Here is a 23,042-nt window from a genome sequence, read left to right as displayed (position 1 = left end):
GTCCTCCTAGTGTCTAAAATGTCTTATATTAGTAAAGACAAGACAAATATCATGCTCATTTGCATAATCAATAACTTCTTGATCTTTTACAGAGCCGCCCGGCTGAACTATTACATCAATGCCTGCTTTATAAAGAAGTTCAATTGTATCTCTAAAGAAAAATCCATCAGATGCAAGAACTGCTCCCCTTGCCTTTTCTCCAGCCCTATCAATTGCCTCTTCCACAGCCCAAGCTCTCTTTGTTTCACCTTGACCAAGGGCAAGGGTTCCGCCATTTTTTGCAATGACAACTGAATTTGAGAAAGTTGTCTTGCAGCAAGTAAAGGCAAATTTTAATTCCTCAAGTTCTTTTTCACTTGGCTTTCTATTTGATACAAAGGAAAGTTTTTCCTCTTCCCAAACTATATCGTCTGAATCTTGGATTATAATTCCGTTTAAAACTTGTTTAAATCTCTTTCCACCTTCATAAAGTCTTTGGAATTCAGGAATTTCTACAAGCCTTATATTTTTCTTTTGAGTCAAAATTTCAAAGGCTTCCTTAGAAAAACTTGGTGCCACTACAATTTCAAGGAAAATCTTTGAAAGGTGTTCTGCAGTTTTTCCGTCAACTTCCCTATTAAGGGCAATGATGCCACCAAAAATTGATTCGTCGTCACATTCATAGGCCTTAAGGAAGGCTTCTTCAAGATTTTTCCCTGTACCAATTCCACATGGGTCAGTGTGCTTAACTGCAACTGCAGCTGGCTTTTCGAAGTTTACAACTGCATTTAAAGCAGAATACATATCATTTAAGTTGTTGTAGGAAATTTGTTTTCCATGAAGTACCTTATATTCAACCTTATCTGGTGTGTAAGAATCTTCATAAAAAGCTGCCTTTTGATGTGGGTTTTCACCATATCTCAATTCTTCAGAAAGTTTGTAGGACTTGTTAATATATTTAGGAAATTCTTCAGCAAGTCTCTTTAAGAAATAATTTGAAATAACAGCATCGTAGTGAGCAGTGTAGTTAAAGGCCTTCTTTGCAAGATATTCTTTAAATTCTAAATTATCTCCCTCTAAATTATTAAGTACCTCTTCATAATCACTTGGATCAGTTACAATAAAGACATCTCTATAATTTTTGGCAGCAGCCCTAATCATAGATGGACCGCCAATATCTATGTTTTCAATCATAGTTTCGTGGTCAGCCTTTTCAAGTAGCTTTTCTTCAAAAGGATAGAGATTATTCACAACCATATCAATTGGCATAATTTCTTCATCCTTTAAAGTTTCCATGTGCTCTTTTATGTCGCGTCTAGCTAAGATTCCGCCGTGAATTTTTGGATTTAGAGTCTTTACTCTCCCATCTAAAATTTCTGGAAAACCCGTGACAGAATCCACAGATATAACATCAATTCCTGCATCCTTTAACTTTTTGAAAGTTCCGCCAGTAGAAATGATTTCCCAATTTCTATTTGCAAGTTCCTTTGCAAATTCAACAATTCCTTCTTTGTCAAAAACTGAAATAAGTGCTCTCATACTAACCTCCGATCACAACTTTTCCATTAACAACTTTTAACTTATCTTCGCAAAAATATTTTACAGAAAGAGGCAAAATTTCATGCTCAATCTTTAAGACCTTTGCTTGAAGTTCTTCAGGACTTTCCTCTCCCACTTCAGTAATTCTTTGTATGATAATAGGACCTTCATCTGCACCTTCATTTACAAAATGAGTAGTGGCACCAGTGTATTTTACACCTTTTTTGATGACGGCCTCATGGACTTTTAATCCATAATAACCCCTACCACAAAAGGCAGGGATTAGTGATGGATGAATATTTATTATTTTATTTTCATAAATTTTAGTAATTTTTTCTGGCAAGATTTTTAAATATCCTGCCAGAACAATTAAGTCAATTTTATTTTCAGATAAAGTGCTTATAAGTTTTTCGTCGTCCTTTATCACTGCAGCCTTTATGCCTGCATTCTTTGCACGAGTAAGTCCATAAGCATCTTCTCTATTAGAAATGACAATTTTTATATTTCCATTGATATAATTATTTTTTGTATTGTCAATGATGGCTTGAAGATTTGTGCCACCACCTGAAATTAAAACTGCAATATTTTTAGAAGCTAAGTTCAATTTTATCTTCTCCAGCTACAACTTTTCCAAGTTCATAAAGCTTTAAGTCGCTATCTTTAAAGAAATCAAGGACCTTATCTCTATCATCTTCTTTTACAACAAAAGTAAGTCCAACTCCCATGTTAAAAGTAGAATACATATCTTTGTCTTTAAGATCTGCCCACTTCTTTAAAAGTTTAAAAATTTCTGGAGTTTCTACAACAGATGCGTCCACTTTTGCACAAAGTCCATCTGGAATCATTCTTGGAATGTTTTCGTAAAAACCACCGCCAGTTATATGGCTCATGCCCTTGATATCAACAAGATTTAGTAGTTCAAGAATTTCCTTTACATAAATTCTAGTTGGCTTTAAAAGTTCTTCACCAAGTGTTGAGTCAAGTTCATCAAATTTTTCGCTTAAATCAAATTTGCAGTGATCAAAGACAATTTTTCTAACAAGAGAATACCCATTGGAGTGGATTCCATTAGAAGAAAGTCCAAAAATAAGGTCTCCTTCTTTAATGCTTGAACCATCAATAATTTTATCTTTATCAACTACTCCAACTGCAAAACCAGCAAGATCATATTGGTCTTCTTGATAAACACCAGGCATTTCTGCAGTTTCTCCACCAATAAGTGATGCAGAAGACTGAATACATCCTTCAGCAACACCCTTTACAATTTCTTCCATTTTTTCAGGAACTAATTTGCCTGTAGCAATGTAGTCCAAGAAGAAAAGTGGCCTTGCCCCTTGACATAAAATATCATTTACACACATAGCAACACAGTCGATACCAATAGTGTCGTGCTTATTAAGCATGTGAGCCAAAATAACCTTTGTGCCAACTCCATCAGTTCCACTAACAAGAACTGGATTTTTAATTTCACTTAAATCTAAATTGAAAAGACCTGAAAAACCGCCAAGGGATGATAAAACATCCTTTGACTGAGTTTTTGCAACAATACTTTTAATTAATTCAACTTCTCTTTGACCGGCATCAACATCTACGCCAGCATCTTTATAATTAATTGCCATCTCCGCTCCTTTTATCCTTCGTAAACATAATCGGTGTTTGCAATTTTTTCTGACATATCAGATCTAAATTTCTTTAACTTTTCCTTTAAATTATCATCGGAAATAGCTAAAATTTCTGCTGCTAAAATTGCAGCATTTTCTCCACCATTTATTGCAACTGTGGCAACTGGTACGCCGCTTGGCATTTGAACAGTGGAAAGAAGTGCATCAAGTCCGTCAAGAGTAGAACTCTTAACAGGAACTCCGATAACTGGTCTAGTAGTAAGAGCTGCGATTACACCTCCAAGGTGAGCAGCCTTGCCTGCAATTGAGATGAAAACTTGGCTTTCATCTTCAGCATTTTTAACATAATCTTGCAATTGATTTAAGGCTCTGTGAGCAGAAATTACTTTGGCGTCATACTCAATTCCAAATTCCATTAATTTTGCAACAATCTTATCTGCAATTTCTCTGTCAGAAATTGAACCCATTATAATTGATACTCTCATTTTTACTCCTTAAATGTTTAAATATTTTGAAACTTCAAGTGGTTCTACATATTTGCCATCTTTATATGCTCTCATGTTTCCACCACTTACTTCGTCAATTAGTACGATTTCGTCAGAACCTTCAAGTCTACCATATTCAAATTTGATATCGTAAAGATCAAGTCCACTTTCAGCTAAAATGTCTTTAACAACATTAGCGATTTTTTTATTCATTTCAACAATCTTGTCATATTCTTCAGCTTTTAGAATGCCTAGAACAACAAGACCTTCCTTTGTAATTAGAGGATCGTCTCTTCCATCGTCCTTTAAAGTTATTTCAGTATATTCAGGAAGTTCTTGACCTTCTTCAACATAAAGACCATATCTTCTGTAGAAAGAACCTACAGCTTTGAATCTTGTAATAACTTCAAGACCTTTACCAAAAACCTTTGCTCTTTTTACTTCCATTAAATTATTATCAACATCTGCAGAAATGTAGTGAGTATTAATTCCAGCTTCGTTAATTTTTTCGAAGAAGTATTTAGTAACTTTTAAACACTCTTTTCCTGCACCTTCAATACTACCAGCTACTTGGTTTCCACCAGTATCAAAAACTCCGTCAGTTCCTGTCATATCATCCTTAAATTGTAGATAACATCTTCCATCTTCTTCTAAAACATTCTTAGTTTTTCCTTGGTAAATAGTCTTCATAATTTCCTCCAGTAAAATAAAATAAAGCCCAAAGAGGCAGATTTTTGTAAAACCTACCCCTCTGGGCTTTTTTCCCTAAGGTGTGATACTTAAAAAAAGTATCCGTACCGCTCGGTCCTTGGCAAAGCCCGGATCCCTAGGCACACTTTCACTCAAAATATGAGCCACTTAGATATTAACAATTTAATTTTTAATTGTCAATAGTTTTTCAAAACTTGTTAAGCTGGTCACACCTGTGGATGTAACAAATAGGATTGCCTTAATTTTAATGAAAAAGTGTATATTTGATAAAAATTTTGAGTAAAGACTAAGTAAAAATTTTTCTTTTAGATTTTCCTAAAATTTTTAACAGCTTTTGGAATTAAGAATACTCCCAGAATCACCGAGAGTAAAATAATTTTATTTTTTAAAGATTTTTAATAGTTTGCCGAAGAAAGATTCCCTCTTTTCACTTTCCTTATCTTCTGCTTTTCCTCTCTCTACAATTATTTTTTCTACTTTGCTTTTTGCAGCAAAGTTCTTTTCTTCTGCTTCCTTTACAAAGTAACTTTGAGAAGAAATTTTTTCGCCATCATCTTTTATTTTTTCATATTCACCGCTGCTATTCATAAGTCTTGCACCAACATTGTCCTCCATTTGGACTTGCAAATATTTTAAAATTCTTTCTTTTATTTCTGAATCTAGGATTGGCGTAGCTATTTCCACCCTGTTCTCTGTATTTCTAGTCATCAAGTCTGCAGAAGATATATACATCACTGGATTTTCTTTTCCAAAGACATATACCCTAGGATGTTCCAAGAACCTTCCAACGATTGATCTAATCCTTATGTTTTCGCTTTGACCTTTTATACCAGGAAGTAGACAAGAAATTCCCCTGATTATTAAATCCACCTTTACTCCTTTTTGTGAAGCTTCGATAAATTTTTCGATGAAGTCCTTGTCAGTTAGGGAATTAAATTTGCAGAGGATATAACCATCTTCCCCTTTTGCAATTTCGCTTTCCACATGATGCATTAAGCCAGTCTTTAATGTAGTTGGCGACTGCAAGAGGTGCATATACTTGCCGTCTAGGTTTCCTATGGACATATTTTTGAAAAAGTCTGTGGCATCAAGACCAATTTCTGGGCTTGCAGTCATTAGTGAAAAGTCTGTGTATTGTTTTGCAGTTGACTCGTTATAATTTCCTGTGCCAATTTGAGTGATGTAATTCAAATTTTCTGTCTTAGGATTTCTAAAGGTGATTAGGCAAATTTTTGAGTGCATCTTATACTTGTTAAAGCCATAAATAATGTTGCAGCCTTCTTCATAAAGGATATTAGCATAATTTATATTTGATTCTTCATCAAACCTTGCCTTTAATTCTACAAAAACTGTTACTTCCTTTCCATTTTGTGCAGCTTCTGTCAAATATCTAACAACCTTGGAATTTTTCGCAAGCCTATAAATTGTAATTTTTATGGATTTACAGTCTGGATCATTGGCTGCTTCCTTTAACAGACTTAAAAAGGTGTCCATACTTTCATAAGGATAGGACAAAATCCTGTCCTTGTGTCTTACATCTTCAATTACACTTCTTGTAAAGTCAGCAGGATTATATTGAATCAGATCTTTATACAAGAGCTTGCTCTTTATTGCCTGTGGAATTTCATCGATTAAAGAAAAAACATATTTCATGTTGAGAGGTGACTCAAGAGGGAAATAAGCATCTTCAGTCAGTTCAATTTTTTCTAGCAAAAAGCTGAGAGCCTGCTTGGAAAGCTTGCCTTCTGATTCAAGCCTTACTACATTAAGCCTCTTTCTCTTTTTCAATATGCTCTTCATGTATTCAGTGTAGTCGTCAAACTCTTCCCAAGTGTCTCTGTCATCGACAAAGTCAGTATTTCTAGTCACCTTAATTATGTTCTTTGATAAAATTTTATATTCTTTAAAAATTTGATCAATTTGATTTAAGATAATTTCTTCCATCAAAATGTACTCTACATTTTCACCAGGAAGAAGTAAGTATTTTGGATAAGTATTCCTTACAGGAACTATTCCAAAGACCTTTTCTTTGTTCTTTTCAAGGTGGGCAAAGGCATATAACTTAGTATTTTCTAAAAAAGGAAAGGGATGATTTAAGTCAACAATTTGAGGAGAGACCAATTGGTCAATTCTCTTCATGTAAAAATCTTCCACAAACTTTTTTTGCTCTATATTTAAATCACTGTATTTTAACTTTTTGATGTTGGACTTTTCTAAACTTTCGCTTACATTTTTAAAAATTTCATCTTTTTCTCTGTACATTTCTGGCAAGGCATTTAAAATTGCATTGATTTGTTCTTCTGCACTCATGCCAGTTTTGTTGTCTTTAACTTCTTTTTTTAGAGAAGAGAGATCGTGAAGAGATCCCACCCTCACCATGAAAAATTCATCTAAATTTGAAACAAAAATGCTGACGAATTTTAATTTTTCAAGGTCTGGTACCCTATCTTCAGTTGCTTCTAATAAAACTCTCTCGTTAAATCTGAGCCAGGACAGCTCTCTATTTTGAAAATAAGATTTCATTATTACCTTCCAATACTTTATAAATTAAATAACCTTCTCTAAGACCATTGTCAGAAACCTGGATTTCATTTATTCCAAGTTTTTCCATTACAGTTTTTAAAATAATTATGCCAGGGATTAAGGTGTGTATTCGGGCAGGATTAATCCTAATAATGGACCTAATAGTCTCAGTGTTCCTATCATTAATTAGATCAAGGAGCTTGTAGATATCCTTTAAAGTAAAATGTTCTTCATCTGAAGACCACAAATCTGCAATTACCTTACCAGTTGTCCTTATAGTTCCACCAATTCCTATTAATTTGTTTGATTTAGCAGAAAAATGTGAGGAATTAATTTCTCGAAGAACAGCCTTTTCAATTGAACGAATTTCACTTTTCTTTGGTAAAATTCTTGATACATTTTCTCCAAAAAGAAGCAGTGAACCAGTCTTTAAGTTGATAAACTCTTGAGGTCCATCTACTTCGAAATAAACTATTTCTGTACTGGCACCACCAATATCAATAGTAACTCCCCTATCTACTCTTATTTCACTTCTTATGCCCACATTGCCAAGGAAGGCTTCGTCAACTTGCTCCAAGACATCAATGTCAATGTCAAGTTCTCTTTTTACTTCTTCTAGGACTTCTTCAGTGTTTTCCAAATTTCTAAGTGAAGCCGTTGCAAAGGGCGAAAAAGTGTCCACATTAAGTTCAAGGACAATATTTTTTATGCTGGCAAGAGTTTTTATAAGTTTTTTTATTCCCTTGCCTGAAAGCTCGCCATCATGCACATAAGTAATAAGTCCTGCAGTGTACTTCTTGTTTAAAACTTTTTTAAAATTTTTGCTATTTTCTTCAATATCAAAGACAATAAGCCTTATTGTATTTGAACCTATATCTACTATTGCGTGTCTCATAAATCCCCTCTTAAATATCTTAGTCTTAAATTGTAAATTTTTTGTAAAATTATTCTTTATTATATGTAAATTTTCTTATTTTAATTATATCCCCTTTATTGTCTTTTAAAAAGTAAAAAAAACACGGCATAAGCCGTGCTTCAATATATAAATCTTTTCAGTTCTTCAACTGCCAGTCTGTTGCCACAAATTATGCCGCCATGCTTTTCACAGTGGACTTCTTCGCCATGCATATTTATGACAATGCCCCCTGCCTCTCTAACTATTAGGCTGCCAGCAGCATAGTCCCAAAGATTAAGAGCATCATCTATAAAGGCATCGTACCTGCCACAAGCTGCATAACACATCTCTAGGGCAGCAGTGCCAAGCCTTCTTATGCCATTGGTCCTATCAAAGATAAATCTCAGCATTTCAAAGGTCTCATTAGAACGACCAGCTCTGCCTCCACCAGTGCCAGCTCCAATTAGGGTGTCTGAAAAATTTTTATCAGGAGAGACTTTTATCTCACCACCATTTAGTTTTGCACCTTGACCCTTAATTGCAGAGAAAAATTCATCTCTAAAGGGATCATAAATTGCTCCAAGAACAATTTCTGATTTTACTAAAAGTGCAAGGCTTATGACAGAATGGTTAAAGCCGTGAACTAAATTTGTCGTGCCGTCTACGGGGTCCAAGACCCAAGTGTAGTCCCTTAAGTCTTCACTGGACTTGCCCTTTTCTTCTGCCAAGAGGTTGGAGCCCTCAATTAAATTTAAAAGATTTTTTTCTAAAAATTCTTGCACTTCAAAATCAACTTCTGTGACGAAATCATTTCTGCCCTTCATCTCGAAATTATTTTTTGGATCAAGATCAAAGAAAATTTCTCCCGCCTCTTTCATTAATTTTTCAATTTTTTCTAATATTTTTGGATAATTTAGCATAAATCCTCCAACTATTTAATTGATTTAATTTCCTTAAATAGGTCTCCGTCAACTCTTATTATACTTTCACTGCCAAAGGCTGCTAGATAATTTTTCTTCATGGCCTTATCAAATATTTTTCCATAGGAATTTAATTTTTCTACCTTAGTTTCCAAGGCTTCTTTTTTAGATTTTTCTATATCTTCTGCTGTGAGTCCAGTTATAAATCTTGATAAATTTATATCTCCAATTTGTTCTGGTGATAGAAGTGGGTCAAAGGCATTCATAGAGCCGATGATAAAGTCCTTTAAGTAGACCTCTGACATTTTTAAATTCTCAACAAATTTTCCTATGCTATCATAAACTTCTACAGTATTTTTCAAATTTGGATCTCTGTAGGAGTAAGTTGCCATGTCGCCATTTCTTCCAATGGTAATACCTGCACCGTAGGCTCCACCCTTTGCCCTAATTTCGTTGTGAAGGTAGGATGAATTTAATATGTTGGCAAGAACTGTAAGGTCTCCTGTGTATTTTATGCCCAGTTCTTCAAGGTCGTAGCCCTTTGACACATAGACTACATTGGAAGTTGTGTAGAAGCCCTCATTTTTATTGTCACTTTTAAATTTATATGAGCAAGGCTTTACATTCTTAACTTCTAATTTTTCTATATAATTTTTTAAGTCATCCTTAATTTTATTTAAGTCAGAAATATTTCCCGTTGTTGAAATTATTAGATTATCTCTTACAAATAATTTCTTATAAATTTTTTCAGAATCTTTTTCAAATTCTTTCCATCTGTCTTCAAAGTTTTCCACTAAATCTCTCATGAAGTCATAATAATCAAGTCCCCCTATGTGAGATTGGAGGTCTGCAACCCTTGAGTAGTATGATTTTAAAATTGAAATTATAAATTGATGTCCATTTTGTAGCATAGTGGACTCAACTCTTGACTTCAAAATGTTTAAAAGTTCCTTAATTCTCTTTTTTGAATCGAGAAGTGAATTATTCATAATTTCTTCAACTATTTCAAGACCTCTCTTTACATTGTCTGCCGTTGATTTCATCTTGATGTTCATTCTAAGAGAATACTTTTCCTTGTCCTTGGAGTCAACATAGACAGTTGGATTAAAGCTAATGCCACCAGTTGATTTATAAATTTCGTTATTTAATTTTTCGTAAGAATAATTTTTCGTGTCAATTAGTCCGATTAAGGATAGAAGAAGAGACATTGTTTCTATTTCATCTTTTTCAACAAAGGAAATATCGTGAGAAATTGTTGTGTAGACAATGCCATTTGTCTCTTGATTAGACTTTAGGTAAAGCACATCTCCAATTTTATCTTCTTCCAATTCATAGTCTGTGACTTTTTCGTCAATGTCAGAAAGTTCAAGAGATGGAATAGTTTCTTTTGCTTCAAGAGAGTCTTCCTGGCTTTGATATTTTTCTAGTTCAAGGCTTTTTTTAATGACTTCTTCCCTTTCTTCCTTAGTCATTTTTTCCTTTAAAGTTTTTAGTTCTTCCCTTAATTCTTTTTCTTCTCTTTCATTTTTATCAAGTTCAGGTCTTGCAGATAAGTTTACAGAATAATTGTTGTCAATTAATTTTTCCTTGATGTAATTTTCAACGAACTTGTCATCAAGTTTTTCCTTAACTTCAGATAAAACATCATTGTAATATAGGGCATCCAGTGGTGACTGATCGTAAAGCCATGAGTTTAGGGCCCTTATATAATAAATTATTGCCTTTTGTGTGCCGCCGCCTTCTCTAAAGATAAATTCAAATTTATTTAAAGTTGCTTCAAGAAGATCTCTGTCAATACCATTCTCCACTAAGTCTCTTAAGGTTTCATCTAAAATTTTTAAAAACTCATCTTTTTTATCTGCGTCAGTATTTTTTAGGACAATGGAAAGGTCCAGTGGAAGTGAGGATGAAGTTTCTGAATAAACATCTTCAGCTAGTCCTGCCTCAAGAATTGCCTTTTTAAGTGGTCCAGCTTGGGCATCAATTAAAAGTTCAGCCAAAAGGTCACGCATGAAGACATCCATCTTTGAATTAGCATAGCCAATAGTCCAACCCTTGGAAAGATAGTCGATTTTTTCCTTCATCTCTTCCTTTGAAGCAGAAAAAGTAATTTCAACATCCTTAGTATCCTTTAATTCATCATTTAAAATTATTTGTGAATTTATTTCTTGTCTATCAAAGTCAGCTAAATAATTTTTGTCTATGAAATCAAGTGCCTCTTCCATATTTTGATTTCCATAGAGGTAGATGTAGGAATTTGATGGATGATAATATTTTTTGTGATAATTTTTAAATTCCTCATAGGAAAGGCTTGGTATTAATTTTGGGTCGCCACCAGAGTCCACTCCATAGGATGAATTTTCGTGAAGATTAAATATCATGGCATCGGATACAATATTTTCTGATGAAGAATAAACTCCCTTCATTTCGTTGTAGACAACGCCATTATATTTTAATTCGTCATCTTCACTTTTTAAATCGTAATGCCAACCTTCTTGTAGAAATATTTTTTCTTCTTCATAGATGCTTGGATAAAAAACTGCATCTAAATAGACATCCATTAAGTTATAAAAGTCCTTTTCATTTCGACTTGACACAGGATAAATTGTCTTGTCTGGAAAAGTCATGGCATTTAAAAAAGTTTGCAGTGATGACTTTATTAAATCCATAAAGGGCTCCTTAGTTTTAAATTTTCTTGAGCCAGAAAGTACGCAGTGCTCAACAATATGGCAAACTCCATTTCCCCTTTCAGGTGGTGTTCTAAAGCCTATGCCAAAGGCCTTGTTGTCGTCATTATTTTCCAGTGTCAATACTTTTGCGCCAGTTTTTATATGAGAATAGACCTTGCAATTTGATGCAACTTCGTCTATATATTTTTCTTCGATTAATTTATAATTTTTCAAGTTAATCCCTCCAGTCCTTATTATACTTGTAAAAAAACAATTTAACAAATTGAATTAAGTCTTGTAAAAATTGGGTAAAATTAAATCGAGGTGAGATTATGTCAAGAAAAGATGACATCAAAAAATTAGCTATTGCAGCTGCAACAATTTCTGCTGCCATTTTTGCTGCAAAAAAAGTCTCCGATGATGATGTAAAAGTCTTAATGCCTAATCGCGACGAAAACTCAAAAGCTTACTTACTTGGCGACGGCTTTGGAAATTTAGCCCTTGCCTACGCTCTTATAAATCACGCAAATTTATCGCCACTTAATATAAATATTTACACTAAGAACTTTAACGAATTTGTAAAAATAAAGGAAGGCGAAAATAATTATAAAACCTTTGACAATAGGTTTTCAGAATTTAATTTTAAAAACACCTATGAAGTGTTGAAAAATATTTTAGATGAAGATGAATTAAATAAAATCTCTGAAAAAATTGCAAAAAAAGAAAAGCCCATGCTTTTGGACTTGTCTTTAAATAAATTTTCTGATCTGTGCCATGTAGACGAGGCAAGCAAAAAGAAATTATACAAGCTAATGCTTTATCCCATGGAGTTAGATAATAAAACTTCCCTTGAACAATACTTCTTGTTCACCGACTTTTTAAGTTCAAATTTATTTTATTACTTGGCTAGCATCTACAACTTGAAGTCAACTTCTCCTGTTCATGAATTAAAGGAAGCTTTATTAGATTTTATAGGCTCAGAATCTTATTTTGATCTGGATACAGATAGAATTTATAAATTTTTAAGGGACTATTTAATTGAGCTTGGTGTAAACTTTTATGACGATTATAAGTTTATCGACTTCAATGCTAAAGATAATTATGTAGATAAACTAACTTTTGAAAAAAATGAGCAAGTCGAAGAAGTTTTAACTGATTTAAAGGACATTATTTCCATTGAATCTCCAACTTATCTGTCAAATTTGGCATTGGGAAACACAACTAACATTCCTGAAAAAATTTTATCTAGCTACATTTCAAAAAATAATTTTTCTGCACAAAATATTTACAAGGAAATCGAGGGAAAGACTAGAGACTCATCAATTTTATTTGTCAGTTTAGAATTTTCTGACGACTCTTTTATAAAGAAGTTAAAGAAAAATTTGCAAGATAATGATTTTTTCATCTTCAAAGTAAAGTCTGGCATCTCTGCAAAAATTGTTGGCAATGAGGTAATTTTAAAAATTTTAAATCCAAATAAAAATTCCATTTTCGTAGGTGATGCTTTTAAAGCCTTAAATGGCGAAGACTTCTTTTTCGCACTAATTAAGCTTTTTAACTTGGAAGAAAACTATGCAGATTTAAGGTTTAATTTAAAAAATGTAAGCATTTCAGTTTTTGAAAACTACAAAAAAATCCCTGGCGAAAGTTACAAGAGAAATATAAATAAAATTTGCAATTTATTTTTCATCTCTTCTAAAAATTCTGACTTTGGAGAACTTTATTCTGTAGAAAAATTAGTGCAAGAAGGCATAAAAAATGCCCACGACATCATGGGCATTGACCACTTAGAAGTTTTTGAAAATAATCTTTCTAAGATGGAAATTTTAAAATTTATAAATAATTTATAAAGAGTGCAGGAATGCACTTTTTATTTTTTTGCAAACCTACTTTAAGCCTAAGTTAGGATTTGCAAAATTTTCTTCATCAACTTTTCCTGCCATGTATTCGTAATAGGCAGCTGATGCAATCATGGCTGCATTGTCCGTGCAAAGTTTAAGTTCAGGATAGAAAATTTTTATATTTTCTTCTCCTCCCCTTTCTTCAAAGGCCTCTCTAATTCTTGAGTTGGCAGAAACTCCGCCGCATAGAACAATTTTATCCATCTTCTTTTCCCTTGCAAGTCTAAAGGATTTTTCAAGAAGGACATCAACTACTGCCTCTTGGAAGGACTTGCACACATCTTCTGTTACAATTTCTTCGCCACGAAGCCTTGTGCTGTTTAAATAATTTAGGACGGCTGTCTTAAGTCCGCTAAAGGAAAAATTATAATTGTCCTCTTTAATCATTACTCTTGGAAATTCAATTGTCTCTTTTCCTTTTTTTGCAAGAGCATCAATTAGTGGTCCACCTGGATAGGCAAGACCAAGGGACCTTGCAACCTTGTCAAAGGCTTCTCCCACTGCATCGTCAACAGTCCTTCCATGAAGAGTAAAGTCAACATAGTCCTTAACTTCAATTAAATAAGTGTGACCACCAGAAATAATTAGACCAATAAAAGGAGGCTCTAAATCCCTAAAGGAAATATAATTGGCACACACATGACCAACTATGTGGTTAACTCCAACAAAGGGCTTGCCTGTAGCAAGTGCAAGAGCCTTCCCTGCACTAAGTCCAACTAAAAGTGCACCAATAAGACCTGGTCCCTTTGTAGCTGCAATAATATCTATATCTTCTAGCTTTACGCCCGCCTGGTCAAGTCCTTCCTTTAAGACTGTATTTATAGCCTCAACATGTTGCCTTGATGCAATTTCAGGCACAACTCCGCCAAATTTTTTGTGAGTGTCAATTTGGGATGCAATTACATTTGAATAAACTTCGCGACCATCTTTCACAACGGCAACTGAAGTTTCATCGCATGATGATTCCACTGCCAAAACTTTCATCTCATCACTCCCTCCACATTATATAGGCATCTCTGTCAATGCCGTAATAATTTTTTCTCATTCCTGATATTTTAAAATTATATTTTCTGTATAAATTAATTGCAATTTTATTTTTCTCTGCAACTTCTAAAGTTATTTTTAATTTCTCCTCATCTGCTTTTTTTGTCAAAAAATCAAAGAGGTCAAGAGAAATTTTTTGTCCCCTGTATTCACTTCTCACAGCAACATTTGCTATGTGAATCTCATCGAAGACTATCATGTAGCTGATGTAGCCTACTAAGATTCCATCAACTTCAGTTATTACTATGTCCTGCAAGTCATCATTGATAATGGAATTTTCTATGGCATTTTTTGACCAAGGAAAGTTGAAGTTTGCTGCTTCAATTTCATAAATTCCATCTACATCATTTTTATTTGCCAGTCTCGTTATTCTTTTCATATTGTGCTTCTGCCTGAGAAATTTTTAAATAATTAGGAACTAAATTAAAGGCGTCCATGGGACCATTCTTTTTGTAGTCTATTAGACCCAGCCTTGCAATGTTTGAGCCCCTCATTGCCTTATTTTTTGACAATTTGCCATTACTAATTTCTCCAATAAATTTATCTCCATCAAGTCCTGCAATAGTTATTTCTTGGTATTTATTGAGTTCATCTTTGAATTTCTCAAAGGATAGAATTTCATCTTCAAATAGAACTTCTGGCTCGTCCTCATTTTTTATTATTGAAGCATAGACATTGCCACGCCTTGCATCAACTATTGTTGACACAATACCATAATCTGACATGGAATTTGCAAGAAGAGATGAAACTCCAATTACATCTACATCAAGGGCAAAAGCCATGACCTTGGCTATAGTAATGCCAATTCTTAGACCTGTAAAAGACCCTGGACCTAGACCCACTGCAATTAAATCTATGTCTTCTAGGGTAAATTCAAATTTTTTAAAAATTTCATGAATCATATCTGTTACAGATTCAGAGTGAGCCACACGACCTGTTAAATTATAATCGCAAAGGACTTCCTCGTCTTCAATAAGTCCTATTGCCGTTGTCTTTGTAGAAGTGTCAATTCCCAAAACTTTCATTTAATTTCTCCTTCAGCCTTTCAAATCTATTGCCAATAAAATTAATTTCAAGCTCTCTAGTGTCTCCACTTGATGAAATATTTATCTCAATATATTCCTCTGGAAGAGCCTCCTTAATTTTTTCTGCCCATTCCACTATTGTCACGCCATCAGAATAAAAGTATTCATCAAAGCCAAGATAAGCCACATCAACTTTGTCGTCAAGGCGATAGGTGTCAATGTGATAAAGGTTAATCTTGCCATAGTATTCATTAACTATGGTAAAAGTTGGGCTAGTTACATAGTCATCAATGCCAAGTCCAAGGGCAATGCTCTTCGTGAGAGTAGTCTTACCTGCTCCCAAGTCTCCGTTGAGGCAAAGTACATCTCCTGGTCTTAAATTTTCCCCCAAAAACCTTCCAAATTTTTCCGTTTCTTCTAAATTATTTAACTTTATCATTGAGATCCTCAAATACATTTTCAGAATATTCAAAGGGAACTTTTTCTGACTTTTCTTCTGCTGGATGACCTATGCCAATTATACATTCCACATCAAACTTGTCCTCTAAGTCAAAAAATTTGTGTAAAAATTCTTGAGCAGAAATTCCAGATTCATGTCTTGCATCAACTACATTTGCCCAAGTTGCACCAAGATCTAAGTCAGCTGCGGCAAGTAAAATAAAAGTTGCAGCTATAGATGCATCTTGATGGTTGGTATTTGCTGCAATTTCTTTGTCTGTAATGACAGCAATGGCAAGATTTGCATTTGCAAGAAACTTAGCCGAATTTTTCTTAAAGTTAGAAAGTTCTTCTAGCCTTTTTTTATCTCGAATTACAATATACCTCACTGGATTTCTATTTTTTGCCGTTGGGGCATGAAGTGCAATAGTTAAAATTTCCTTTAAGTCCTCATCAGAAACTTTTTCGTCAGTAAATTTTCTTATACTTCTTCTCTTTTCAACTAATTCTAAAAGCATATTATCACCTCAAAACATTATAACACATGTTAATTTCAAATTTAAAATTTTGCAAGAAAAAAAGAGGGACTGGCCCTCTTTAACTATTCTTTATACAAGCTTTCTTCATAATCTGGTCCATAGCTATCAAATTCTATAGCTTCCTTTTCTTCTGTCACAAGGTCCTTGTACCAAGCTGGAAAATCTATTACTTCGTCATAAACCATCTTTTGCCATTCTTCATCAGTAAGTCTTTCCTTATTTAAAAATTCGTAGTAGGAGAAAGTTGCGCCCCTACCCATGTAAAGTTTTCCCTCATGAGGATAGATTACAAAAATTTCCATTGGCTTGCCTGTTCCTATGTGAGAAATTTCATCCTTAGGAAGGCCAACGCTATTTTCTACAACTCTCATTAAGTCAACTACAACTGGCATCCTCCTGTCTGTTGCATTTTGGATTTCATACCAATAAGAGATTTGATTTTCGTCTGTAGATTCTACGAAGTCAACCATTAGACTTTCCATTTCTCCACCAATGTACAATAGGTATTCAATCTCTTCTTCTGTTAGTGGCTCATTTTGAAGTTCTTTAATAGAAAGGTCTCTAAACTTCACTACCATGGCTTGGAAGTTATTTATTTTTTCTTCATACTTGGAGCTTAACATATCGCGATTTTTTAAATTGACCTTTGTAAATTCAAGAAGCCAATTTAATTTTTCGTAAAGCTCTACATTTGGTTCAACGTAGGATTTTGGAATTTCAAAATCTCCTCCGCCACCCATTTCTGCCATGACAGCCTTGCCATATAAAACTGTGTCGTGTTTTAACTCTGCAAAAGATCCAAGGGCAGATACTAGGTCCTTCCTTTCCCAAGCATCATTTCTCATAAACATTGGGTAGCCTTCGCCAAATTTTTGGTCATAGGACTTTAGCATCCATAGCCAGCCTCGATACATATTCTTTTGCCAATCTAAGTCATCCATTTTTTTCACAGTAGCTATATTTTCATCAGTCTTCTCTTGGTACTTATCCCAGTGAGAATTATATGGATCTTCCTTTTGAATTTCCCTTGCCTTTTCATTGCCAAAGGCAGTCATAAGGTCTAGACCAGAATAAATTGGTCTATCAGATGGCTTGTCATCCCTCGCTATGTCAACGACATTTTGCATAAGGACGCTATCCATGACAGCTCTTTGTGGCATAAATCTAAAGGACTTGCCCATAAAACCAGCTACTTGTGGATCAGGATAGTCACTTAAAACTTTATAGGCACTACTTAAATTTTTCTCATCATCTAATTTATTTATGTCAAAATCTTTTCCGTAGACTCCATAAAGCGTCCTCGCATATTCTCTTATAGAAAGGTCATCGGCAGATTCAACTAAAAAGTCAATTGGCTCAACTAAATCTTCCCAAGTCTTTAAAATTTCAGGATTTTTATAAATTGAGTGAGTTAGAAGTAGTCCTTGCAAGATACTATCTTCATCAGGTTTTCCATCATTTTCTATAAATAGTCCAACTTGACCAAAATACATTGTGCCTGAAAAATATTTTTTTAATTCTTCGCTGCGAGTGTAGTGTCCTCTTGGTTTAAGTTGTGAATAGTCTACATCTCTTCCACTTATAACAGATGTAGAAACTCCCTCTTGAGATACATTTTTCATTTCTTCGTCAACTAATTCTTTTGCCTTTCCTGGCAAATTTTCTGGCTCTTCTCCCAAGAGTTTAAGACCAGTGGCAATAAAGACAATATTTTTTATTTGTAGGTCCTTTAATCTTTCATTTTTGATTTCTTCATAAAGACTAATATTTTCTGCAAGTAATTTTTTATTTAAGTCAATAGATTTTGGATAAAGCTCATCTTTTTCAAGATTTCTCAAAAATCCATCATAAAAAATGTGGAAGATGTGAGTTACTGAATCAGTTGTCACAAAACTTGCCAAGAATTGATACTCGTTGTCTTCATAAATTTGGTGAATTTGGTCAAATTCATAGTTCCAAGGCTCTTCCATGTACTCATTGTCTTCTAAATTCTTTGGTTTAGTAATTACAAAACCATTTTTTAGAAGCATTTCTTTTTGCTTGTCTGTAAAATCTCCATATTTTGAAAAATTAACTACATTGGAAAAATCTTCAGCTACCTTATAATCTTTCACACTTGGCGTAAAGTCAGAAAGCTTGTAGTCAATATATGTAGTTTTATTTTCCATTTCATCTAAAAATTTTGTGTCCTTCAGTTCAATTTTTGCCGCTTCCTTTTCTGGCAAGTTCACTTTATTATTTTTACATCCTGTCAAAAGTGAAAGTCCTATAAGTGAAGCAATAAGTATTTTTTTCCTTACTTCCATTTAATTTCATCTCCCTCTAAATATAATTCTCTCTCGCTGCCATTAATTTCAACTTTTTTCTCCTTATCTAAAAACTTTGGCTCTTCCTTTAAAATCATGCTGCCGTGGTTTCTTTGAAAGGCGAAGTTAGTCCAGTCATAGACTCCAAATAAATAATTGCCATCAATATTTTTCTCGATTGAAATAATTTCGTCGTAAGAGTCGCCATCAATATCGCACAAATTAAAATCCACAATAGGATTATAGAGTCTCGAAATTCTAAGTTTTGGCTTTAACTTTCTATTTTTAAAGTCAATATTGTATAAGAAACATCTCCTATCAAATTTTGGATCAAAGGGCGTCTTTTTGTAAACGCCAAGTGCAAGCTCCATCTCACCTCCATCAACATTACAAAAATCAACTTTCCAAGCTTTAAGTTCCTCTACATCAATAATAAATTCATTGCCCTTAGCCTTTATTTTTAAATCCCTGCCAAATTTATGGTCCTGAGAAATAATTTCTGCACTTACATCATTAATCTCTATCCTATCTAAAACTATGTCCTTAGAGCAGGCCGTCAAAAAAATTAATAACAAAAATATGTACTTCATATCTTTATTATACCACAGTAGATATTTTTTTAATAAATAATTACTGGTCTTGATTAGTTTATCCTAATGACTTAAAATAAATCGAGAGGTGTAAAATGAAATTATTAGAAGAAAGAATTATTAAAGACGGAAGAATTTTAGATGGAAATATTGTAAAGGTAGATTCATTTTTAAATCACCAACTTGACATAAAATTTTTGGATAACCTTGCCGCAGAGATGGCAAACTATTTTAAAGATAAAAAAATAAATAAAATCCTTACAATTGAAGCAAGTGGCATTGCCCTTGCCACTGTTGCATCAAAGCATTTTGACGATGCCATGGTCGTCTTTTGTAAAAAGCAAAAAACTTTAAATATTGGCGACGATGTTTATGAATCAAAGGTTGAATCCTTTACTACAAAGAAAAATTATACAATTACAGTTTCTAAAAGATTTTTGTCTCCTGAAGACAATTTACTTATAATCGACGACTTCTTGGCTGAAGGAAATGCCCTAAAGGGACTAATTGATGTTGCAAATCAAGCAGGGGCAACTGTATCTGGAGTATCAGTTGCCATAGAAAAGGGCTTCCAAGAAGGCGGCAAAATTATAAGGGATATGGGCTACGATTTACTTTCCCTTGCCATTATTGATTCAATTGAAGAGGGAAAAATAAGCTTTAGATAAGTTTTATAACTTAAATAATATTTTATGAAAAAAATTGCCGAGAAGATTTCTTCTCGGCTTTTATCATTTTATTAAGTTTTTTAAAATTTAAAATTATTTATTGGCAATTTCTATTAGTGAAGACTTTAAATTTTCTTCAATCTTTCTTAATTCAAGTGATGCTTCTTCGCGCTTCTTGTGGCCTTCAATTTGAATTTGACGAACTTCATTTAAAGCAGATATAAGTTGGTCATTGGTGTGCTTAATTGTGTCAATGTCGACTATTCCTCTTTCAGAAAGCCTTGCAGTGTCAACTGTAGTTTGCTTTAAGGTCTCTGCATTTTTCTTCAAAAGTTTATTAGTTAAATCAGTTACTTCCTTGGTGCTCTTGGCAGCTTCCTTAGAGTGATTTGCACCTAGGGCAATTACCATTTGAGACTTCCAAAGTGGAATTGTATTTACAATTGTGGATTGAATTTTTTCAACCATAACTGTGTTTGATGATTGCACCATTCTAATTTGTGGCGCCATTTGAATTGAAACCATTCTAGTTAAGTCCAAATCGTGAAGTTTCTTCTCAAACCTGCTAATCATATTTACATAATCATTTGCCACTTGTGCATCTACAGGTAGGTTTGTCTCTTGTGCCCTTGCTTGAAGTTTTGGAAGTTCAACATTTGTTGCTTCTTCCAATTTTTTTCTGCCAGCAAGTATGTACATGCTAAGTTCCTTGTAATAATTTTCATTTAGTTCATACATCTGGTCCAGCATAGCAATGTCTTTCATGAGAGTGACTTGATGGTCTTCAAGTGCCTTTATAATGTTGTTTACATTTTTTTCTGCAGAATCGTATTTTGTCTTTAAAGAAGTGACACTATTAAGTTGCTTTTTGAAAAATCCAACTAGTTTGTTGTCATCTTCATCGACATCAAAGCTCTTTAGTTCATTTACCACACCAGAGAGCAAGTCGCCAACTTCGCCAAGGTCCTTAGTCTTGACACTTTCAAGAGTTTTTTCTGAAAAGTTAGAAATTTTTCTCTGTGCCCCAATTCCATATTGCAAAACTATATTTGAATTTGTTATATCAATTGTCTTTGCAAATTCCTCAACTTGTTTTTCTTCTTCAGGACTTAATCTCACTTCATTTTTTTCGTCAACTAATTTCATTTCATGTAATACATTGTCTTTATTTAGATCTTCGAAATCATCTGTTAAGGATAATTTTATTTCTTTATCCATTTTATTTTCCTCCTAAATTAAAGTTATCTTGGTCTAAAAGTCCTTCTTGTCTAAGCATTGATTTTAAAACACTCATGTCACTTGAAAGGTCCATGATCTTTTCTTGGTAAATATTATCTAACATTTTCATAAATCCATCATTTACTAAATCCATAGTTTGCTCCATTGATTTTAAAGATGATTTTACTGAATCTGTTGGTTTTTCACTTAGGTCGATGTAATTATCCATGAGTTTTACTGTGGTTGGCAAGTAAAAATTTATGACCTTGTCTAAATCCTTTGCTGTATTTGGATTTTCCTTTAAAAGTTCAAAAATTTTCCCAACTATTTGTAAAAATTCACTTATCTTAGCTTTCATTGGCTCTCTAAGTTTTGGAGTCATTTCTGTTAAAGCTGTTACATCTCTTTTTGCCCTAGATAAATATTCTTCTACAAGAGCATTACTTTCCTTTTCTTCTAGCTCCTCATACCTTTCCTTGGGGTCGCGAAGCATTTCTTCCTTGTAAAGCTTATAGGTATTGGAATCTAAAATAAAAAGTTCGCCATTTTCCACAATTCGAGCTTGTCTGTAATAGTCCTTTTCAATCATATTTAAGAGATCATTTATTGTAAAATCAATTGGCTTTGCAGTTATAGCAGCAAGGTCAGCTGTTGGTATAACTGTGTTATTTCCAATTTCACGATTGTACTTTCTAAATCTAATTATTTGATCCTTATCTTTTTTTACTCTGTAATTTAGATAAAAAGAAATTACAAGAGCAGGTAGAACCCAGAAAATTAAAGCTGGGAGATCTTCTCTAATTGTTCCATAAGTATCAAACATGTCCATTAGAAATCCAAAGAGTGCAAATAGGTGAACAACTATTGAAGCCTTGGCAATAAAGCCCCAAGTCTTCACTCTTTTAACAGTTTTTGGGTTTTGATTTATAATTCTGTCGTCATTTTGCACGCTGTAGGGCAAATCCACCTTGTTTTTATTTATAAATTTGTTGAGAGATGACCTAGTTACATCAATGGCAGTGTCAATCCCCTCGCCAATTAAATCGCCAATCTCTTTAAAATTTTCTTCTCTAAAAGCAGTATTAATTTTTTCTTCAAAATTTTTTTCATTTTCGCTTTTTCTCATAATTCACCTCAAAAACCTATTACAATACCTCCAATGTCTGCGTATCCAGAGGAAAGACCATTAGTGTGTCTCACATGAACTATTACATCTTGGTATAGTTCTTCAATTTTATCTTTAATTTGCTCTGCACGCTCTTTGTTCTTGACATAGGAAATTGTAATAAGATTTGGGGCACCTGCTTTGCATTCACTTCCAATTGCCTTAATCATCTTATCAAGAGATTTTTTTATACCTCGATTGATCTCAAATAGTTCAATATCTCCATCCTTTGAAATCATAATAGGTCTAATATTTAAGACATTGGCAATGAGGCCAGCAGACTTTTTTATTCTTCCGTTTTTTATTAAATTTTTCATGCTTTCAAGGACAAACATAGTTGTAGAATTGTTGACTTCACTTTCGATGGCAGGCACAACTTCTTCAAAACTTTTATCCTTAACTAAATCTAAAAGTTTTAAAACAACTCTTGTGTGCCCTGCTGAGGCAGCCTTTGTGTCAATTGCATGAATTTTTATGTCCTTAAACTTCTCCCTTGCTTCCTGTTCTGCAATTTTGGCAGAATTGTAAGATCCGGATAATTTTGAGGAAATTGTAAGAATATAAAGGTCCTTGTCGGAATTTTCTTCAATAATTTTTAAATAATCATAGGGGGATGGACAAGCTGTCTTTATTGCGTTTTCTGTCTTTTCCATTTTGTCCAAATATTCTTCCATATTTAAATTGTCATCATCTTCATACTCAACGCCATCAATAGAAATTTTAAAGGGTACATATTCAATTCCCAATTCTTTTATTTCTTCTTTCGATAAATCACAGCTTGTATCTGATATTATTTTGTACATTA

Annotated in this window: 21 protein-coding genes; 2 read left to right on the top strand and 19 right to left on the bottom strand. The window is 33.6% G+C overall.

All coding sequences use genetic code 11. The features are described 5' to 3' along the window. Positions 1-6: 6 nt before the first annotated feature. The 9 genes from purH to WMO19_RS04510 form a co-directional block, all read right to left on the bottom strand. Positions 7-1,518, bottom strand: a complete 1,512-nt coding sequence (purH, locus tag WMO19_RS04550; protein ID WP_349170376.1) for a bifunctional phosphoribosylaminoimidazolecarboxamide formyltransferase/IMP cyclohydrolase — start codon at positions 1,516-1,518, stop codon at positions 7-9. A gap of 1 nt (position 1,519) precedes the next feature. Further along, positions 1,520-2,122 carry a phosphoribosylglycinamide formyltransferase gene (purN, locus tag WMO19_RS04545; RefSeq protein WP_349170374.1) on the bottom strand — a complete coding sequence of 201 codons (603 nt, stop codon included), beginning with the start codon at positions 2,120-2,122 and terminating at the stop codon, positions 1,520-1,522. Continuing rightward, positions 2,106-3,137, bottom strand: a complete 1,032-nt coding sequence (gene purM, locus WMO19_RS04540) for a phosphoribosylformylglycinamidine cyclo-ligase (RefSeq protein ID WP_316718828.1) — start codon at positions 3,135-3,137, stop codon at positions 2,106-2,108. The genes purN and purM overlap by 17 nt, the downstream gene beginning before the upstream one ends. An 11-nt stretch (positions 3,138-3,148) precedes the next feature. After that, positions 3,149-3,625 carry a 5-(carboxyamino)imidazole ribonucleotide mutase gene (gene purE, locus WMO19_RS04535; protein WP_019124588.1) on the bottom strand — a complete coding sequence of 159 codons (477 nt, stop codon included), beginning with the start codon at positions 3,623-3,625 and terminating at the stop codon, positions 3,149-3,151. Between the two features lie 9 nt (positions 3,626-3,634). Further along, a complete protein-coding gene (locus WMO19_RS04530; RefSeq protein ID WP_019124589.1) occupies positions 3,635-4,315 on the bottom strand; it encodes a phosphoribosylaminoimidazolesuccinocarboxamide synthase in 681 nt (226 codons plus the stop codon). A gap of 399 nt (positions 4,316-4,714) precedes the next feature. Then, on the bottom strand, positions 4,715-6,859 hold the full coding sequence (ppk1, locus tag WMO19_RS04525; RefSeq protein WP_349170372.1) for a polyphosphate kinase 1: 2,145 nt from the start codon (positions 6,857-6,859) through the stop codon (positions 4,715-4,717). Then, the gene (locus tag WMO19_RS04520) at positions 6,837-7,754 is read right to left on the bottom strand and encodes a Ppx/GppA phosphatase family protein (RefSeq protein ID WP_349170370.1); all 918 of its coding nucleotides are present in this window, start codon (positions 7,752-7,754) and stop codon (positions 6,837-6,839) included. The genes ppk1 and WMO19_RS04520 overlap by 23 nt, the downstream gene beginning before the upstream one ends. 140 nt (positions 7,755-7,894) lie before the next feature. Beyond that, complete coding sequence (locus WMO19_RS04515; protein ID WP_349170369.1) at positions 7,895-8,674, bottom strand: inositol monophosphatase family protein; 780 nt, start codon at positions 8,672-8,674, stop codon at positions 7,895-7,897. A gap of 11 nt (positions 8,675-8,685) precedes the next feature. Then, entirely contained in the window at positions 8,686-11,577 is a 2,892-nt protein-coding gene (locus WMO19_RS04510) for an insulinase family protein (RefSeq protein ID WP_349170368.1), read from the bottom strand. Positions 11,578-11,675: 98 nt separating this feature from the next. Here WMO19_RS04510 and WMO19_RS04505 point away from each other — a divergent pair, with 98 nt between their 5' ends. Further along, positions 11,676-13,193: an oleate hydratase gene (locus tag WMO19_RS04505; protein WP_349170366.1), complete on the top strand. Its 1,518-nt coding sequence runs from the start codon at positions 11,676-11,678 to the stop codon at positions 13,191-13,193. Between the two features lie 36 nt (positions 13,194-13,229). On the opposite strand, the gene tsaD is transcribed toward WMO19_RS04505, so the two are convergent. The 7 genes from tsaD to WMO19_RS04470 form a co-directional block, all read right to left on the bottom strand. Beyond that, complete coding sequence (gene tsaD / locus WMO19_RS04500) at positions 13,230-14,228, bottom strand: tRNA (adenosine(37)-N6)-threonylcarbamoyltransferase complex transferase subunit TsaD (protein WP_349170365.1); 999 nt, start codon at positions 14,226-14,228, stop codon at positions 13,230-13,232. Between the two features lie 4 nt (positions 14,229-14,232). Beyond that, positions 14,233-14,667 carry a ribosomal protein S18-alanine N-acetyltransferase gene (gene rimI, locus WMO19_RS04495; protein WP_349170363.1) on the bottom strand — a complete coding sequence of 145 codons (435 nt, stop codon included), beginning with the start codon at positions 14,665-14,667 and terminating at the stop codon, positions 14,233-14,235. Beyond that, positions 14,639-15,313 carry a tRNA (adenosine(37)-N6)-threonylcarbamoyltransferase complex dimerization subunit type 1 TsaB gene (gene tsaB, locus WMO19_RS04490; RefSeq protein WP_349170362.1) on the bottom strand — a complete coding sequence of 225 codons (675 nt, stop codon included), beginning with the start codon at positions 15,311-15,313 and terminating at the stop codon, positions 14,639-14,641. The genes rimI and tsaB overlap by 29 nt, the downstream gene beginning before the upstream one ends. After that, positions 15,294-15,752, bottom strand: a complete 459-nt coding sequence (gene tsaE / locus WMO19_RS04485) for a tRNA (adenosine(37)-N6)-threonylcarbamoyltransferase complex ATPase subunit type 1 TsaE (RefSeq protein ID WP_349170360.1) — start codon at positions 15,750-15,752, stop codon at positions 15,294-15,296. Before tsaE ends, tsaB begins: the two co-directional genes overlap by 20 nt. After that, positions 15,736-16,269 (bottom strand): nitroreductase family protein, encoded by a 534-nt coding sequence (locus WMO19_RS04480; protein ID WP_349170358.1) that lies wholly within the window; start codon positions 16,267-16,269, stop codon positions 15,736-15,738. Before WMO19_RS04480 ends, tsaE begins: the two co-directional genes overlap by 17 nt. An 83-nt stretch (positions 16,270-16,352) precedes the next feature. Continuing rightward, positions 16,353-18,596, bottom strand: a complete 2,244-nt coding sequence (locus WMO19_RS04475; protein WP_349170357.1) for a DUF3160 domain-containing protein — start codon at positions 18,594-18,596, stop codon at positions 16,353-16,355. Beyond that, positions 18,587-19,186 (bottom strand): hypothetical protein, encoded by a 600-nt coding sequence (locus WMO19_RS04470; protein WP_349170355.1) that lies wholly within the window; start codon positions 19,184-19,186, stop codon positions 18,587-18,589. Before WMO19_RS04470 ends, WMO19_RS04475 begins: the two co-directional genes overlap by 10 nt. Before the next feature lie 95 nt (positions 19,187-19,281). Here WMO19_RS04470 and WMO19_RS04465 point away from each other — a divergent pair, with 95 nt between their 5' ends. Next, positions 19,282-19,854 carry a xanthine phosphoribosyltransferase gene (locus WMO19_RS04465; RefSeq protein WP_349170353.1) on the top strand — a complete coding sequence of 191 codons (573 nt, stop codon included), beginning with the start codon at positions 19,282-19,284 and terminating at the stop codon, positions 19,852-19,854. Between the two features lie 93 nt (positions 19,855-19,947). On the opposite strand, the gene WMO19_RS04460 is transcribed toward WMO19_RS04465, so the two are convergent. The 3 genes from WMO19_RS04460 to WMO19_RS04450 are packed head-to-tail and all read right to left on the bottom strand — an operon-like array spanning position 19,948 to position 23,040. Next, positions 19,948-21,072, bottom strand: coding sequence for a toxic anion resistance protein (locus WMO19_RS04460; RefSeq protein ID WP_349170351.1), 1,125 nt, complete (start codon positions 21,070-21,072; stop codon positions 19,948-19,950). Position 21,073: 1 nt separating this feature from the next. After that, positions 21,074-22,198, bottom strand: a complete 1,125-nt coding sequence (locus WMO19_RS04455; RefSeq protein WP_349170349.1) for a 5-bromo-4-chloroindolyl phosphate hydrolysis family protein — start codon at positions 22,196-22,198, stop codon at positions 21,074-21,076. 8 nt (positions 22,199-22,206) lie between these two features. After that, positions 22,207-23,040: a DegV family protein gene (locus WMO19_RS04450; RefSeq protein ID WP_349170348.1), complete on the bottom strand. Its 834-nt coding sequence runs from the start codon at positions 23,038-23,040 to the stop codon at positions 22,207-22,209. Between the last annotated feature and the right edge of the window lie 2 nt (positions 23,041-23,042).

Origin of the sequence: Peptoniphilus hominis (ex Hitch et al. 2025) (assembly GCF_040096015.1) — a bacterium.
GTDB lineage: Bacteria > Bacillota > Clostridia > Tissierellales > Peptoniphilaceae > Peptoniphilus_A > Peptoniphilus_A hominis.
This window is presented reverse-complemented; position numbering and strand designations above follow the sequence as displayed.